The organism is Streptomyces sp. HSW2009 (assembly GCF_040240285.1).
Taxonomy (GTDB): domain Bacteria; phylum Actinomycetota; class Actinomycetes; order Streptomycetales; family Streptomycetaceae; genus Streptomyces.
The window spans coordinates 1-15,804 of the sequence record NZ_JBEHZD010001322.1 but is presented as its reverse complement, the minus strand read 5'-3'; the positions used below and the strand labels follow the sequence as shown (position 1 = coordinate 15,804).

The 15,804-nt window shown below is 73.2% G+C and carries 13 protein-coding genes; 5 read left to right on the top strand and 8 right to left on the bottom strand.

Annotated features, from left to right (window positions below; translation table 11 throughout):
• Positions 1–439: 439 nt before the first annotated feature.
• The gene (locus AAHZ94_RS35905; protein ID WP_349997808.1) at positions 440–1,018 is read right to left on the bottom strand and encodes a TetR/AcrR family transcriptional regulator; all 579 of its coding nucleotides are present in this window, start codon (positions 1,016–1,018) and stop codon (positions 440–442) included.
• A gap of 211 nt (positions 1,019–1,229) precedes the next feature.
• Between AAHZ94_RS35905 and AAHZ94_RS35900 the strand changes: the two genes are divergently transcribed.
• Positions 1,230–1,979 carry a Mut7-C RNAse domain-containing protein gene (locus tag AAHZ94_RS35900; protein ID WP_349997807.1) on the top strand — a complete coding sequence of 250 codons (750 nt, stop codon included), beginning with the start codon at positions 1,230–1,232 and terminating at the stop codon, positions 1,977–1,979.
• Positions 1,980–2,112: 133 nt separating this feature from the next.
• Here the strand turns inward: AAHZ94_RS35900 and AAHZ94_RS35895 are convergent, their stop codons facing one another.
• The 3 genes from AAHZ94_RS35895 to AAHZ94_RS35885 form a co-directional block, all read right to left on the bottom strand.
• Complete coding sequence (locus tag AAHZ94_RS35895) at positions 2,113–2,490, bottom strand: nuclear transport factor 2 family protein (protein ID WP_349997806.1); 378 nt, start codon at positions 2,488–2,490, stop codon at positions 2,113–2,115.
• A 125-nt stretch (positions 2,491–2,615) separates the two neighbouring features.
• Entirely contained in the window at positions 2,616–3,356 is a 741-nt protein-coding gene (locus AAHZ94_RS35890) for a class I SAM-dependent methyltransferase (RefSeq protein WP_349997805.1), read from the bottom strand.
• 494 nt (positions 3,357–3,850) lie between these two features.
• Positions 3,851–4,714 (bottom strand): NAD(P)H-binding protein, encoded by an 864-nt coding sequence (locus AAHZ94_RS35885; protein ID WP_349997804.1) that lies wholly within the window; start codon positions 4,712–4,714, stop codon positions 3,851–3,853.
• 331 nt (positions 4,715–5,045) lie between these two features.
• Between AAHZ94_RS35885 and AAHZ94_RS35880 the strand changes: the two genes are divergently transcribed.
• From AAHZ94_RS35880 to AAHZ94_RS35870, 3 genes are all read left to right on the top strand, one after another.
• On the top strand, positions 5,046–5,834 hold the full coding sequence (locus tag AAHZ94_RS35880) for a helix-turn-helix domain-containing protein (protein ID WP_349997803.1): 789 nt from the start codon (positions 5,046–5,048) through the stop codon (positions 5,832–5,834).
• Between the two features lie 387 nt (positions 5,835–6,221).
• On the top strand, positions 6,222–8,204 hold the full coding sequence (locus AAHZ94_RS35875; RefSeq protein ID WP_349997802.1) for a CocE/NonD family hydrolase: 1,983 nt from the start codon (positions 6,222–6,224) through the stop codon (positions 8,202–8,204).
• Between the two features lie 183 nt (positions 8,205–8,387).
• Positions 8,388–9,194 carry a class I SAM-dependent methyltransferase gene (locus tag AAHZ94_RS35870; RefSeq protein ID WP_349997801.1) on the top strand — a complete coding sequence of 269 codons (807 nt, stop codon included), beginning with the start codon at positions 8,388–8,390 and terminating at the stop codon, positions 9,192–9,194.
• Between the two features lie 310 nt (positions 9,195–9,504).
• Here AAHZ94_RS35870 and AAHZ94_RS35865 read toward each other — a convergent pair whose 3' ends face one another.
• The 4 genes from AAHZ94_RS35865 to AAHZ94_RS35850 form a co-directional block, all read right to left on the bottom strand.
• Positions 9,505–11,022 carry a SulP family inorganic anion transporter gene (locus tag AAHZ94_RS35865; protein WP_349997800.1) on the bottom strand — a complete coding sequence of 506 codons (1,518 nt, stop codon included), beginning with the start codon at positions 11,020–11,022 and terminating at the stop codon, positions 9,505–9,507.
• A 563-nt stretch (positions 11,023–11,585) separates the two neighbouring features.
• Positions 11,586–12,161, bottom strand: a complete 576-nt coding sequence (locus AAHZ94_RS35860) for a TetR/AcrR family transcriptional regulator (protein WP_349997799.1) — start codon at positions 12,159–12,161, stop codon at positions 11,586–11,588.
• A gap of 138 nt (positions 12,162–12,299) precedes the next feature.
• Positions 12,300–13,757 (bottom strand): amidase, encoded by a 1,458-nt coding sequence (locus AAHZ94_RS35855; protein WP_349997798.1) that lies wholly within the window; start codon positions 13,755–13,757, stop codon positions 12,300–12,302.
• Complete coding sequence (locus AAHZ94_RS35850; RefSeq protein WP_349997797.1) at positions 13,744–13,953, bottom strand: hypothetical protein; 210 nt, start codon at positions 13,951–13,953, stop codon at positions 13,744–13,746. Before AAHZ94_RS35850 ends, AAHZ94_RS35855 begins: the two co-directional genes overlap by 14 nt.
• A 569-nt stretch (positions 13,954–14,522) precedes the next feature.
• Between AAHZ94_RS35850 and AAHZ94_RS35845 the strand changes: the two genes are divergently transcribed.
• Positions 14,523–15,443: an MBL fold metallo-hydrolase gene (locus AAHZ94_RS35845; RefSeq protein ID WP_349997796.1), complete on the top strand. Its 921-nt coding sequence runs from the start codon at positions 14,523–14,525 to the stop codon at positions 15,441–15,443.
• Positions 15,444–15,804: the final 361 nt, after the last annotated feature.

Sequence of the window (15,804 nt, the reverse complement as noted above, 5' to 3'; positions counted from 1 at the left end):
GGGGGTGCGCGCGGGGGGGGGGGGGGGGCGCGGGCGGGGGGGGCCCCCCCGGCCCCCGGGGGGGGGCCCCCGCCGGGCCCGGGGGGAGCCGCGCCGGTTCGCTTCCGAGATCACATCGAAGGGTTTTTCTTGAACGTGCAGTCAAGAAAATGGGCAGGGGTGAAGGGCGCTCAGGTCATGGGTGACACACCCTGCGCGCCCAGGCCGAAGACAGAACGGACGACAGGAACGGGGCACGCCGTACGGGAACGCGCGGGGGCGGCGAGGGTGGGTTGGAGCGGATCAAGGCGCGCGAGCCCCCCGTGGCGACGAACCCACCGGGGTCCACGCGCAGCGGTTGGACAGTCGCCCGAAGCACGCTCCGGCGGGACACCGCCACACCCGGCACCCACCAGGCAGGGCGCCACACCCGACGCACCGGGTCCGGCTCCGGACCGGGTCAGTCGAGCAGGGCCAGGGCCCGCTCCACGGTGTCGTCGAGGTAGCGCTGACGTACCGCGGTCTTGCCGACGACACGGATGCCCTGGAGGAGCGTCACCAGGAACCGGGCGAGGGACGCCGGGTCCTTGTCGGGCCCCAGTTCACCCTCGGCACGGGCCCTGACCAGCGCACCCATCAGGGCGGTCTCCAACGTTTCGAGACCGGAGGCCACCCGTCGACAGGCCCCCTCGTCCGCGGGCAGTTCGACCGCGGTGTTGGTCATCAGGCAACCCTTGTAGTCCTCGTCCGCGAGCGCGCCCGCGCCGTAGAAGCGCACCAGGTCCCGCACCGCCTGCAAGCCGGAGCCCGGTCCCGCGAGGCGGTGCACCAGCATGACCCTGGCGTCCTCGCCGTACCGGTCGACGGCCTTCAGATAGAGCTCGCGCTTGCCGCCGAAGGTGCCGTAAATACTGCCGCGGCCGAGTCCGAGGTGATCCACCAGGTCCTGCATCGAGGTGGCCTCGTACCCCTTGCGCCAGAACAGCTCCATGGCCGAGCGCAAGGCGGCGTCCGGATCGAATTCCTTGGTCCTGCCCATGCGTCCACCCTAGACAATCTTGACCGGTCATTCAAGAAATTTCCCGGGTCTGGTCGGAACCCGTCCCGAGAACCTGGCTCGGGTGGGTGTCCCGGGCTGCCGGTTGCGCCCGGCGAGCGGCCTCGGGCGCCGGCTGCCGAGGGGCGTGGTGGGCCCGTGAGCACCGGAAACCCTGCGGCGGTGCACGGTGGGCGGTGGCATGCTGACCACCGTGACCGCACGCCCCCGCATCCGACTGACGTTCGCCGCCGACCTCCACTTGTTCCTCGCCCCGGACCGCCGCGGCGCCCCGTTCTCGCTCGTCACCGACGGCACCTCCTCGCTCGGGCACGTCGTGGAGGCGGTCGGCGTACCGCTCACCGAGGTGGGTGAGTTGCTGGTGGACGGGCATCCGGCGCCCGCCGCCCAGGTGCCGACCGGCGGCCAGTCCATCGAGGTGCGCGGCGTGCGGCGGCCCCAGCGGGTGCCGGGTGCGCCGTTGCGGTTCCTGCTCGATGTCCACCTGGGCACCCTGGCGCGCCGGATGCGGCTGCTCGGCGTCGACACCGCGTACGAGAACGAGGACATCGGGGACGCCGCGCTCGCCACCCGGTCGGCGGCCGAGCGCCGGGTGCTGCTCTCGCGCGACCGCGGCCTGTTGCGCCGGCGGGAGCTGTGGGCCGGTGCGTACGTCTACAGCGACCGGCCCGATGAGCAACTGCGGGAGGTGCTGGGGCGGTTCGCTCCGGTCCTGGCGCCGTGGACGCGCTGTAGTGCGTGCAACGGGCTGCTCGCCGAGGCGGACAAGGAGTCCGTCGGCGAACAGCTCGAACACGGTACGCGGCGCAGCTACGACGTGTTCGCCCAGTGCACTGCGTGCCAGCGGGTGTACTGGCGCGGGGCGCACCACGCGCGCCTTGAGGCCATCGTGGAGGGCGCGTTGCGGGAGTTCGCCCCGCTGTCCGGGCCCGGGAAGGACTAGGGTCCGGGCCGGGGGTGCGGTCACCCGCTGAGGCGGACCGCCCCCTCAGCACCGCAGTCCCACCCATCGCGAACCGCAGCTCCCGAACGCCGAAGGGGCGAGTTCAGGAGAAGGGGAGCGGCAGCAGGACGACTCAGGGGGCGGACGGCTCGATCTCCCCCGCGAAGACGATGATCTGGTCGATGAGGCTCCGGCGCAGATGGACGACGTCCGTTCCCGCCAGGCGGGGGCCGCCGTCCGGCGTGGTGAAGACCCACTGGTACCGGGCCCATTCGTCAGGCATGTCCACCGCCGAGCAGCGCACCATCGTGCCGGTCCCCGCCGGGTGGCGGCGGATGTCCAGCACGAACCGCTCGACCGCCGCGATTCCCTCGCTGCGCCCCAACGGCCCCCAGAAGACCACGTCTGAGGTCAGGGCCTGGGAGAGCAGGGCAGTCACATAGGTGTCGTCCGAGGCGTTGAACGCGGAGATGAATGTGTCGATCGCGGAGCGTGCGGTCTCTTCATGCATGCCCCAGTAATACCAGCCGTTTCGCGTGCACTCGTCCCCCGAGCCGCCTTCCGATCACGATGCACCATCCCGGTCACAGCACTGGGGACCGCCCGGCCGGGGGCTGCGTCCCGGCGCGGCGGCGCCTACGGCTTGTGGGTCACCCAGAGCGACTCCGCCGGCCAGCGGTGTGCCCAGTCGGGTGGGTCGGTCTCGTTGTAGCCGTTGGGTGTGTCGGGGTCGGGCCGCGGTTCGATGAGGTCGTCGATGACCAGGCCCGCGCCGCGCAGGACCCTGATCCAATCGCCGTAGGTGAGCTGGTAGCTGGTCGCACCGTCACCCTCGGCGATGGCGTGCAGCCCGAAGTAGTCCTGTTGCAGCGTCGTGGTCACGCGGCTGGCGGCCTCGTCGTAACAGGCTTCGAACCACGGGCTCGCGACGTTGAACACCAGGCGCCCGCCGCGGCCCAGCACCCGCGCGGCCTCCGGGACGGCCAGGTGCGGGGGCGCCCAGCTCAGCCCGCCGAAATCGCAGAAGACCAGGTCGAAGCTTTCGGCGGCGAAGGGGAGCCGTTCGGCGGCACCCTGCACCAGCGGGTAGCCGACCGCCCCCATCGCATGGGCCGCCGCGGCGAGTTGGGCTTCGGACAGGTCGAGCCCGACCACGGCGGCGCCCTCGGCGGCGAGCACCCTGGACCACTGGCCGGCGCCACAGCCGAGTTCGAGCACGCGCTTGCCTGCGACGTCACCCAACGCGTCCAGGCGCGCATCGGGGATGGAGTACATGCCCCACAGCCTGGGTGTGGCGCCGATCTGCGGGTCGTGCTCGCGTTGGTAGGCGCTGCTGATCCGGTTCCAGAGCCGCCGGTTGGCGGGGATGCTGTCCACGCGCCGAGTCCAGCATTGCCGGCCGGGGCCGGTCAACAGGAAATGGCCCCTGACCGGCCCGTCCCCGGCCCAACTCACCGCGGCCCCGCGCCGGCCCGGTCTCGCCCCGGCCCGGCACAACCTTGGCTCGGCACGACGCGGTCCAACTCGACACGACGCGGTCCAACCCTGCCCCCGTACGACCCCGGCCCGGCGCAACGCTGGCCCGGCACGACGCGGTCCAACCCTGCCCCGTACGGCCCTGCCCCGTACGGCCCTGGCTCGGTGCAACGCTGGGGCCCGGCACGACGCGATCCGACTCTGACTCCGTACGACCCTGGCTTGGCGCGACACGGTCCAACCCTGACCCCGTACGGCCCCGGCTCGACACGACGCGGTCCAACCCCGGCCCAGCCCGGTGCGGCCCAGCCAGCCCCAGCCACGTCCCACCCACGGCCTGACCCGGCCACGGCCCGCCGAAGGAGCCCCACCCCCGCCCCCACCAGCCCCGGTGCCTACTCCGGCCCCGGCCGAAAAGCAGCGCGGTGCCGGCCGGCCCAGCCCGCGAAGGGGCTTGCTGGGTGGCCCGTGACGCGTTCCACGTCCGGGGTGAGGACGGCGTTGCCGCCCCCGGCGACCAGCCGCGCCCCCGCCACCGCCACCTCGACGAACGCCGGATCGAGCCCCGCGGACCTGAGCTGGCCCGCGTACTCCGATGGCGTCAACCCGACGGTCGCGAGCGGCCTGCCGATGGCCTCACCCAGCCGCTCGACCTGGTCGGGCACGCTGAGCAGTTCCGGGCCCGTCAGGGTGTAGACCTGCCCGGTGTGCCCGGGTTGGGTCAGGGCCCTGGCGGCCACCTCGGCCACGTCCAGCGGGTCGACGACACCCTGGGTACCAGTCCCCGTCGGGTTCGGTACGGGGGCGCCGGCGCGGATCGCGTGGGCCCATTGGAGGGCGTTGGAAGCGAAGCTGGAGGGGCGCAGCACCGTCCAACCCAGGCCGCTGTCGCGCACCGCCCGTTCGCCCGGCAGGTGCCAGTCACCGACCTCGGCCAGGTTGTCGTCGCCGGTGCCGATCGCGGAGAGCTTGACGACCGTGCGTACGCCGCCCGCCCGCGCCGCCGCGAGGACTGCCGCGTCGTGCTGCACCACCCACGGCCCCGGCGGGCTGAGCAGGAACACCGCGCGGACCCCTGCCATGACGCTCGCCAGCGCATCGGGGTCGGCGAAGTCGGCCCGTACGACGTCGACGCCGTCGGGGAGCGGCGGCGCCGGGGCGTGTTGCCGCGTCATCGCGCGCACCTGCCGGCCCTCCCCCGCCAACAGTCGGACCAGCTCTCGACCGATGGTGCCGGTGGCACCCGTTACCAGAATCATGGGCGTCAGCCTGGCACCGCGCACCCCGCCGGCTCTTGGAAGAATCGGCACGGTTGGTGTGGGTGACACGGGTGACAGGGCTGGCGTGGGTTGGCTGAGTGGCACGGCCGGCATGGGTGGCGTGGGTGATGTGGCTGCCGGCGCGGCTGACCGTTACGACCGCCGGCGCGACTGACCGTGCGCCTGCCAGCTCGGCTGTCGGCACGACCTCTCGTACCGCGATCAACGGGACCGTCGCCACCGCTTCCGGCGCAGCAACTACCCGTACGACCATCACGACTTATAACCACCGAGTACGGCTGCTCCGTACGGCTACCGGTACCGTGCCGGCATGAGCTCCCACAGCCTCGCGGGCGCCTTGGTCGGGGTGCGCGATCTGAGTGGTGCCGGCGGGGACCGGCTGGTGCATCTGCCCGACACGGCCACCTCGCTGGTCTTCCGCGCCGCGCCGGGTGGGGACGGCGACCTGCTGGTGGTGGGCCCGCGCACCCGGGCCCGGTACGCCGTCGGCAAGGAGTTGCCCGTCTGTCTCCGCGCCACCCTGCGGCCGGGGGTGGCCAGGGCCGCCCTCGGGGTGCCGATCAGCGAGTTGGTTGACCGGGTGCTGCCGCTGACCGCGCTGTGGGGCGAGCGGGCGGTCCGGCTTGAGCGGCGGTTGGCCCGTGCCGGCGGGGACGGCGCCCTCGTCAGGTCCCATCTGGAGGTGGCGCTGCGGGCCCGCATCGACGCCCAGCCGTCAACCGTGCTCGTGCACGGCGCCCTGGTCCGCGCCGCCACCGCGGCGCTGTCCGCGCGACGACCCACGCCACTGCCCGTACTAGCCGGCCAACTAGCCGTCAGCGAACGGCACTTGCGGAAGTTGCTGACCACGGACGCCGGTCTCCCGCCCAAGTCCTTCACCCGGATCAGCCGACTCCGGCGGGCCCTGGCCCACGGCCAACGCGACACAGGTACGGGCACGGGCACAGGTACGGGCACGGGCGCGGCGTCGCTGGCCGGGCTCGCCGCCGGCGCCGGCTACTACGACCAGTCGCACATGAGCGCCGAGTTCCGCACCCTGCTGGGCGTGCCGCCCGGGGCGTTCTTCGCCGATCGGCTGCCGGCCGCCACGGCCTGCTGACCCGGCGACCGCCGCGTACGTACCGGGTCTGCGGGGCCGGCCACACCACGTACGCCCCCGGACCGCTGAGCCGGCTGCACAGCGCACACCCCGGGGCCCACAGACCCGGCGACCGCCGCGTATCCCCAGGCCACGACGGCCGGCGGGGCGCCGTGCGACGGCAGAAGTCAGATGATCGACCGGCGGGTGCCGGCGGGGGCTGCGCACTACGCTGGGCCCACCCCGCGCCACGGGGCCCGCGCCGCCGGATCACAGGCGGCGGTGCAACCCTGCGGCACCAGGGGTTTTAGCCCGACCCCAGCGGCCGGAGTGACGATCATCCGGAATCTGGCCGACCCCTCTCCCATGCGCGCCGCGCTGCTGCGGGGCCCGCAGCAAGGAGGTCCCGTGCTCAGCCCACGATGGCGCCGGGGCGTGGTCACCGCGACGGCGGCGACGACGGCCCTGGCCACCCTCGCCGTCGGCTCGGCGCTCGCCGACGCCACCGCGACACCGCCCGACCCCACCCCGTCGGTCCGTGCCGGACGTACGCAGCCGACGTTCTCCTACCGGGTCGCCGTTCGCGAACACCTCACCATCCAGCTCACCGTGGACAGCGACCGCGACGGCGCGCTCGACCGGGCGGGCGTGGACGTGATCCGCCCCCGCGAGACCGAGTGGGGCCTGAAGGTGCCGGCGATCATCGAGTCGAGCCCGTACAACGACACCGTGGGGCGCGGCTTCGAGTCGGAGACGAAGTCCTGGGACGCGAACGGCGCGCCCCGCACGTTCCCGATGCACTACGACAACTACTTCGTGCCCCGCGGCTACGCGGTCGTCCAGGTGGACACGACGGGCACGGCACGCTCCGACGGCTGCTTCACGGTGGGCGGCGCCAGCGACGTGGCGGCGAGCAAGGCCGCCGTCGACTGGCTGGAGGGCCGGGTGCGCGGCTACCACGCCGACGGCAGCGAGGCGCGGGCCGACTGGTCGAGCGGCCGGGCCGGGATGATCGGCAAGTCCTTCGACGGCGCGCTGGCCAACGCCGTGGCGGGCACCGGCGTGGAGGGCCTGGACACGATCGTGCCGATCTCCTCGGTCAGCTCCTGGTACGACATCACCCGCTCGCGCGGCGCCAAGCACTGGGAGGGCTTCAGCCAGTACCTGGCCACCGAGTTGGACAGCGACCCGGACGAGAAGTGCCAGGCGGTACGGGATGACCTGCGGGCCGGCGAGGACGACGCGAGTGGCAACTACAACCCGTACTGGAGCGAGCGCGACTACCGTGCGGCGCCCGCGCCCGAGGTCGGCAGGGTGCGGACGAGCGTGCTCGCCGTACACACCCTGAACGACCAGAACGTGCGGCCCAACCAGTTCGCCCGCTGGTGGCAGGGGCTGAAGGAACAGGGTGTGCCGCGCAAGCTGTGGCTCGGCCAGTACGGGCACACCGACGCCTTCGACTTCCCCGGCCGGCGCGACCTGTGGGTGGACACCCTGCACCGGTGGTTCGACCACTGGCTGTACGGGATCGAGAACGGCATCATGACCGAACCCCGGGTCGACCTCCAGACCGGGCCGACGACGTGGACCACCCAGCGGGACTGGCCGGCCCGCAGCACACCGGTGGCGCTCCACCCGGGCGCCGACGGTTCGCTCGGGTTGCGCCCCGCGCCCGCCGGCAGCCAGTCCTTCAGCGACCTGAAGGTCAGTGAGACGGAGCTGGTCACCGACCCGACGACCAGCAGGCCAAGCCGGCTCGCCTACGTCAGCCAGCCGCTCACCGGACCGGCCCGCATCTCCGGCACTCCGGCCGTTGACCTGCGGCTTTCACTGGACGGGCCGACCGCCAACCTGACGGCGCTGCTCGTCGACTACGGCACGGACGAGCGGATCGACGTGGTGCGCAACGAGCCGCAGAACCGGCTGCACGACGGGGTGCGGCTGCTGGACCGGGAGAGCTGTCACGGCGCGAGCATCGAGACCGACGACGCCTGTTACCGCGCGACGGCCAACGTGACGGCCTCGCACCCGGTGCACGTCATCGCCCGGGGTTCGCTGGACGCCCAGAACCACGCGTCGGAGAGCGACCCACAGCCGCTGACGCCCGGCCGCGCCTACCAGATCGGCTGGGACACCCTGCCGAACGACTACGTGGTCAAGCCGGGCCACCGCATCGGGTTGGTGCTGGCCGGGACGCCCGCCGAGTACCTGTACTTCGAGACCGCGACCGGCACCCGCGTCACCGTGGACCTGGCGGCCAGCAAGATCCGTATCCCGGTCGTGGGCACCGCGCTGACCAGCGCCGACTTCGCCCAGCCGAAGCCCGGTGAGACACCCTGGCGCGGGCCGAGCACGGCGCCGCAACCGCCGCGTCCCACCCTGTTCCACTGATGTGCCGCTGATGTGGCGCTGACGTTCCCCGCTGTGCCGCTGGCCACCGGCCCCGCCCGCTTCGGGCGGGACCGGTGGTCCTACGGCGGGGTGCGGTCAGCTCAGCGACCCGGCCTCACCCGCGCGGGTAGGGCCTGGGGGAAACAGCCGGGACGGCGCCCTCGCGCGCGTAGCGTCGCATTCATGACGAAAGTGAACCTCGCGGGTGAGAAGGCCACGCTGCTGCCCACCCTCTACGGCCGGGCGCTCGACGCCCAGTCACCCGACTCGATCCTGCACGACACGATGGCGTACGAGGCCGTGCAGCAGATCGAGTTCGACTTCTCCACCGTCGGCCTGCGGCGCGGCGACGACACCGCGATCGCCCTGCGCGCCCACTGCCTGGACGACTGGGCGCGCCAGTACCTCGCCACCCAGTCCGAGTGCGTGGTGCTCCACCTCGGGTGCGGCCTCGACACCCGCGCGTACCGCATCGACCCCGGGCCGCAGGTGCGGTGGTACGACGTGGACTATCCGGAGGTCATCGAACTGCGCCAGCAGCTCTTCCCGGACCGCCCCGGCTACCAGTGCATCGGCTCGTCGGTGACCGACCCGATGTGGCTCGCCGAGGTCAAGGGTGACGTGCCGGTGCTGGTGGTCGCCGAGGGGCTGTTCATGTACCTGAAGGAGGAGGAGGGCAAGGCGCTCGTCCGGCGCATCCTGGACCACTTCCCCAGCGGCCAGTTCGTCTTCGACGGGCTGAGCCGACGCGGTGCGCAGCTCCAGAAGCTGAACAAGGCGGTGCAGGCCGCGAAGGCCAAGGTGTACTGGGGCTTCGACAGTTGCGCGGAGTGGGAGGCCATCGACGCGCGGCTGCACTGCGTGTCGTCGATGTCCGCCTTCGACCTGGATGACGGACGACTGCCGGCCAGCTTCCGGATGACGGCCAAGGTCTCCAAGGTCTTCACCGGCATGAAGAACCTGGCGGTCTTCTACCGAGTGGACTTCTGACCCGCCACACGGCCGCTGCGTGCAGCACGGTACGGGCGCCGTACGACCCGCTGGGGTGAAGTGCCGTACGACCGCCGTACGACCACGACCCGCTGGGTGAAACACCGTACGGCCGCCGTACGACCCGCTGCATGAAGCACCGCACGACCCGCCGCGTACCCCACTGCCCCCCACCAGCCGGCCCGGGCCCCGGGCGGGGGCGGTGCGTGGCCGGGCGGTGCATGGTCGGGTGGGCCCGCCGCAGCCGCGTGGGCCCGGCCCCGTACGTCCTACGGAACCGGGTCCGCGACCGGCCGGTGGTGGCGAGCGCTCAGGTGCCGGGGGTGAGTTGCCCGGCGAGTCGGTCGTGCAGGTCGGAGCTCACCTCGTTGAGCCCGACGATGGTGACCCGCTTGCCGCGCTGTCGGTACTTGTGCTCGACGGCGTCCAGCGCGGCGACCGACGAAGCGTCCCAGATGTGCGCCGCCGAAAGGTCGATCACCACCTCGTCCGGGTCGCTCGCGTACTGGAACTGGTAGACCAGGTCGTTGGACGAAGCGAAGAAAAGTTCACCGGTGATGGCGTAGACGACCCGCTGCCCGTCCGGGTCGAGCACCGCGGTGACCTGCACGAGATGGGCCACCCGCTTGGCGAAGATGACCATCGCGGTGAGCGAGCCGACGACGACGCCGACCGCCAGGTTGTGGGTGGCCACCACACAGCCGACGGTGATGACCATCACGGCCGTCTCCCCCGCTGGCATCCGCCGCAGCGTCCTCGGGTGGATCGAGTGCCAGTCGAACGTGGCCACCGAGACCAGCACCATGACGGCGACCAGGGCGGCCATCGGGATGTCGGAGACCAGCGGCCCGAAGACGACGCACAGCAGCATCAGGAAGGCGCCGGCCGCGAAGGTGGAGAGCCGGGTCCTGGCCCCCGAGGTCTTCACATTGATCATCGTCTGACCGATCATGGCGCAGCCACCCATGCCGCCGAAGAACCCGGTCACGATGTTGGCCACCCCCTGGCCGATCGATTCGCGGGTCTTGCTGGAGTGGGTGTCGGTGATGTCGTCCACCAGCTTGGCGGTCATCAGCGACTCCATCAGCCCCACCAGCGCGAGCGCCAGCGCGTACGGGGCGACGGTGGTCAGCGTCTCCAGCGTCCAGGGCACGTCGGGCAGCCCGGGCGTCGGCAGCGAGGAGGGCAGTTCGCCCTTGTCACCCACGGTCGGCACGGCGATGCCGGCCGCCACGGTGATCGCAGTGAGCGCCGCGATGGACACCAGTGGCGCCGGCACGACCGTGGTCAGCTTGGGCACGTACACCAGCAGGAGCAGGCCGCCGGCGAACAGCGGGTACACGGCCCACGGCACGTCGTACAGCGCCGGCAGTTGGGCCACGAAGACCAGGATGGCGAGGGCGTTGACGAAGCCGACCATGACGCTGCGCGGTACGAAGCGCAGCAGTTTGGCCACGCCGAGGGCGCCGAAGACGATCTGGAAGGCGCCGCCGAGGATGACGGCCGCGATCAGGTAGCCGAGGCCGTGTTCGCGGTTGAGGGGGGCGATGACCAGGGCGACGGCGCCGGTGGCAGCGGAGATCATCGCCTTGCGGCCACCGACGATCGAGATCACCACGGCCATCGTGAACGACGCGAAGAGCCCGACGCTCGGGTCCACGCCGGCGATGATCGAGAACGAGATGGCCTCGGGTATCAGGGCCAGGCCGACGACCAGACCGGCGACCACCTCGGTGGTGAAGACCTTGGGAGATGCCAGCCAGTCGGGCCTGCCGACCGCCGCGAGACGGGCGCGCCACGCGGCGGCTTGGGACAGCGGTGCGGACAAGGCGACCTTTTCCGTTCGGGCGCACCGGGCAGTGCGCTGGGGGCGTGCGTCTCGGATGCGCCCCGACACACCCTGGGACGGGGCCGCTCCGGCGGGGCCTCGGCGTACGGGCACGGACGCTGCGGGCCGCCCCACTGCCGGACTGGCCGTACGGGGGCCGCGCCGCGGACGGCTGACGGGGTGCCGAACGGGCCGGCCGGTACGGGGCCCCGGACCAACCGGGCCGACGGACTACCGGACCACCGGTCCACGCCCGGAAATCCTACCCGCCCGCGTCCGGCCGGCACCGCGCGTGCGCTGCGGGCAGCGGGCTGCGGGCTGCGGGCTGCGCGGGTGTGCGGTACGGGCCCAGGCCGCGGCCGGCCACTGCGCGGCGGCAGGGTGAGACGGATGGCGGGTGGCAGCCGATGCGCACGGCGGAAGGGTGAGACAGGTGGCGGACGCCAGCCCCTGTGCGCGGCGGCAGGGTGACACAGGCACCAGGGGGCCAGGCCGTGCCCGCGGCGGGTGGTGCGGTGTAGGCGCGGTCCCGGGGTGGTGGTGGAGGTGGGAAGCGGGCGCGGTCAGCCGGTGGGTTGCTCGGGGGTGGCCAGCGCCGCAAGGACGAGGTGCTCGGCGTAGTCGCTGGTCAGCCCGCCGGGGCGGAACAGGATGCGGTACATCATCGGCGCCACCACAAGGTCGAGCACCGCTTCCAGCGGGGGGACCGCCTCGCCGCGCGCGTGTGCCCGGGCCAGCATGGTGCCGATCTGGTCGGCGCTGTACGCGGAGCACTGGCCGGCGTTGTCGCCGGCCGGGTCGCCGAGCAGCACGTCCCGTACGTAGGCCCGGCCGGTGGGCGACCCCATCTCCTCGATGAACTGCTGGGCCCAGGCCGTCAGATCGGCCCGTAGGCTGCCGCGGTCCCGGGGCGGCTCGTCGGGACGCAGCCGCTCCACCGCCACATCCGACAGGAGCTCTTGGAGGTCGCCCCAGCGGCGGTAGACGGTCGATGGGGTGACGCCGGCGCGTGCCGCGATCGCGGGCACGCTCAGTGCCGCGCGCCCCGCCTCGGCCTCCAACTCGCGCACGGCCGCGTGCACCGACGCCTGCACCCGGGCACTGCGCCCGCCAGGACGCGCCTTGGGCTTGGAGCTCATGCCCACACCTTAACTCCGGTCACTGCCGGGTCCTCGTGGCCGGCCGGGCCGTCGTGGCTGGTCACGGCCGCGGAGCGGCCCGGTCGGCGGCCATCGCCGTGCACTGCCGCACGGGTGGCGCCGACCGTGCCGCACGGATCAGCCGACCAGCGCGGCCGGCTGTACGGGGGTGCCGTGGGCCGCCTCGTACACGCGGCCGACGCGCAGTGCGGTGGCGTCCGCCAGCGGTGCGGCCATGAGCTGCATGCCGATGGGCAGACCCGCGGTGTCCCGGCCGACCGGCACGGTCAGCGCCGGCATGCCCACCACGTTCGCCGGCGCGCTCAGCCGCACGTAGGCGTCCGCGACGCTCTCCGCACTGCCGTCCGGCCACTCCACGTACTCCTGTCCGACGGCCGCCGCGGTGATCGGCACCGTGGGCGCGACGACCACGTCCACCTGCTGGTAGATACGGGTCCACGCCTGGCGCAGCAGGGTGCGCGCCCGCTGCGCGCGCAGGTAGTCGGCGGCCGTGACCAGTGCGCCGGCCTCCAACAGCACCCGCAGGTCGGGGCCGTAGGCGGCGGCGTCCGTACGCAGGGTCTGCTCGTGGTAGGCGGTGGCCTCCGGGGCCACCAGCCCCCAGTGGATGGCCCGGACGTGGCGGTCCATGGGCATCGGCAGTTCGACGACGGTGGCGCCGAGCGCCCGCAGCCGCTCGATGGCCCGCCGCACGGCGGTCTCGACCTCGGGGTGGACGCGGTCGAAAAAGTAGCTGGTCGGCACGCCGAGCCGCAGCCCACGGAGCCCGGCACCATCCGCTGCGTCGGTCGCGTCGGCGTCATTCGTGCCCATCGCGTCACGCGCGTCCTTCGCGTGCGGAAGGCCGGTGCCCGGTCCCGCGGGCAGCAGGCTGGCGGGGTCGCCCTGGTCGGGGCCGGTCAGCGCCGCGAGGACCAGGGCGGCGTCGGGCACCGTGCGGGTGAGCGGCCCGATGTGGTCGAGCGACCAGGACAGCGAGGTGACCCCGGTGCGCGGCAGCAGCCCGTACGTCGGTTTCAGACCGACCAGCCCGTTGAGAGCGGCGGGCACCCGGATGGAGCCCCCGGTGTCGGTGCCCAGTGCGAAGGTGGCCGCACCGGCCGCGACCGCCACCGCCGAACCGCCGCTGGAACCGCCGGCGACCCGACTCTGGTCGATGGCGTTGCGCGTCTGCGGGGTGGTCAGCCCGTACGCGAACTCGTGGGTGTGCGTCTTGCCGACGAGCACCGCGCCTGCCGCGTGCAGCCGGCTCACCATGACGCTGTCCGCCGCCGCCACGTGCCCGGCGCGCACCTGGGAGCTGGCGGTGGTCGGCAGTCCGGCGACGTCGAAGAGGTCCTTGAGTCCGTACGGCACGCCGTGCAGCGGGCCGCGGTGCCGGCCGGCGGCGAACTCGGCATCCGCCAACTCCGCTGCCGCGGCGGCCCGTTCGTGCGTACGGGTCACGAAGGCGTTCAGGTGCGGTTCGACGGCGTCGCCGCGTTCGCGCACCGAACGGGTCAGCTCGGTCGCGGAGAGCTCACCGCGGCGCAGCGCGGCAGCCGCTTCGGTGAGGGTCAGCTCAAACGGTTCCATCGACGGCCTCCGACGCTGCGTGGTAGCTGGCGGCCGGGTGGGTGTCGCCGAAGTCCAGTTCGCGCAGGGTGGCGATGACCGCCTGGATCTGCTGTGCCGTGGCGGCCACCGCGGCGTGCTGCGCCTCGTCCAGCGGGTGCCCGGCGTGGAGCGCCCAGCGGGCGGCCTCCTGCGGGGTGAGGTCGGGGGAGCTCATGGCTGGCCTTTCGGGTGGGTGACGGTTGGTGGTCGCCACCACCTGACCTTAAAGCGAAGAATTTGCGTTAGCCCACCGTAGGAGCTAGCGTGCCACTAACGCAAATCCTTCGCTTTAGTTGTTCGGTACGGCATCTCCGGCCGGCGCCACCAGGCGTCTCGCCTCCCCCTCGCCACGGGGACGGCCACGCCGCCTGTCGCTGGGGCGGTCGCGCCGCCCGCATCCGGCGGTGGGGCTACTGGGCCGGGGGCGGGTCCTGGGGCCGGGGGTGTGTCCGCTGGCTGGGAGTTGCTGCGGGTCCGGGGGTGTCCCACGGCTGCGGGTCCGGGAGTGCGTCCGGTGGCCGGAGTGGCCCCGCCGCCCGGCCCCACCGACCGCACCACCAACCCCCGGAACCACACCGACACCCACCCCCACGAACACACCCGCCCGCGCGCCGCACCCCCACACCCGACACCACACCCACACCCACACCCACACCACAGCCGTCCACGTACCGCACCACCCACACCCAGCACCACACCCATCCCGTACCCACCCACCACCCACCACCCCGAGGTCCTCCCGCCATGCCCCACCTCCCCGAGCCACCCACCCGCACACCCGGGTGGACCGTCGGTGACCTGCGCATCCACCGCATCGACGAGACCGCGCTGCCGCCCGAGACCGGCCCCTGGCTGTTGCCGGCCGCCACCCCCGAGGTGGTGGCCCGAACCCCCTGGCTGCGGCCCGACTTCGCCACCGGGCCCGGCACGCTGCGCCTGGCCAGCCACAGCTTCGCCGTACGGATCGGCGGGCTGCGGGTCGTGGTGGACACCGGGATCGGCAACGGCAAACCGCGCGCCAACCCCGCGTGGAACGACCTGGACACCGACTACCTCGCCCGGCTTGAGGCCGCCGGCTTCCCACCCGAATCGGTCGACCTCGTGCTCCTCACCCATCTGCACACCGACCACGTCGGCTGGAACACCCGGGCGCAGGGTGACGCCTGGCGGCCCACCTTCCCGCACGCCCGGTACGTGACGGCCCGCGCCGAGTGGGAGCACTGGGCCGGCGTGCAGTTGGACGGGGCGCGGCAGCAGGTGTTCCGGGACTCCGTCCATCCGATCGCGGACGCCGGGCAGCTCGACCTGGTCGACGTCCCCGCCACCGGCGCCGCGCTCGCCCCGGGCATCAGGCTGCTCCCCACCCCGGGCCACACCCCCGGCCACCTCGCCGTGGAGTTGCGCAGCGGCTCCGCCACCGCCGTCATCACCGGTGACTGCATCCACCACCCCGTCCAACTCGCCCACCCCGCCGTCGAAAGCTGTGTCGACGTCGACCCGGAACGGGCCAGGTCCAGCCGGCGGCGACTGCTCGACGCGCTGGCCGACACGGACACCCTGCTGCTCGGCACCCACTTCCCGCCGCCCACCGCGGGCCTGGTACGACGCGAGGGCACGGCCTATCGACTGGCGCCGGTGCCGCCGTCCCCCGCACGCCCTGACTGATGCCGACGCCGCGGGCGCCGACCGCCCCGCGACCGCCATCGGGCCCACCCCTCGCCCCGGGGCGGGGGCCGCGGGTCACCGGTTCGGCGTCTCGTTCCGTACGGCGGGTTGACCGGGGTGCGGGTGGCGCATGGCCCCGTACGGCGCGGGGTCGGGGAGAGCCGGGGAGAGCCGCCCCGGCGCACGGCCGATGCGGGTTGCGCGCCCCCGCGCCCCGTCTCACCCTCCAGACACCAAGGCATCCACACCCTGGACCGCACCGGTCCGGGGGGGGGGGGGGGGGCCCCGCCCCCCCCGCCCCCCCCCGCGGGGGCCGCCGCGGCCCCCGCCCCCCCCCCCCCCCCCCCCCCCGCTTTTTTTT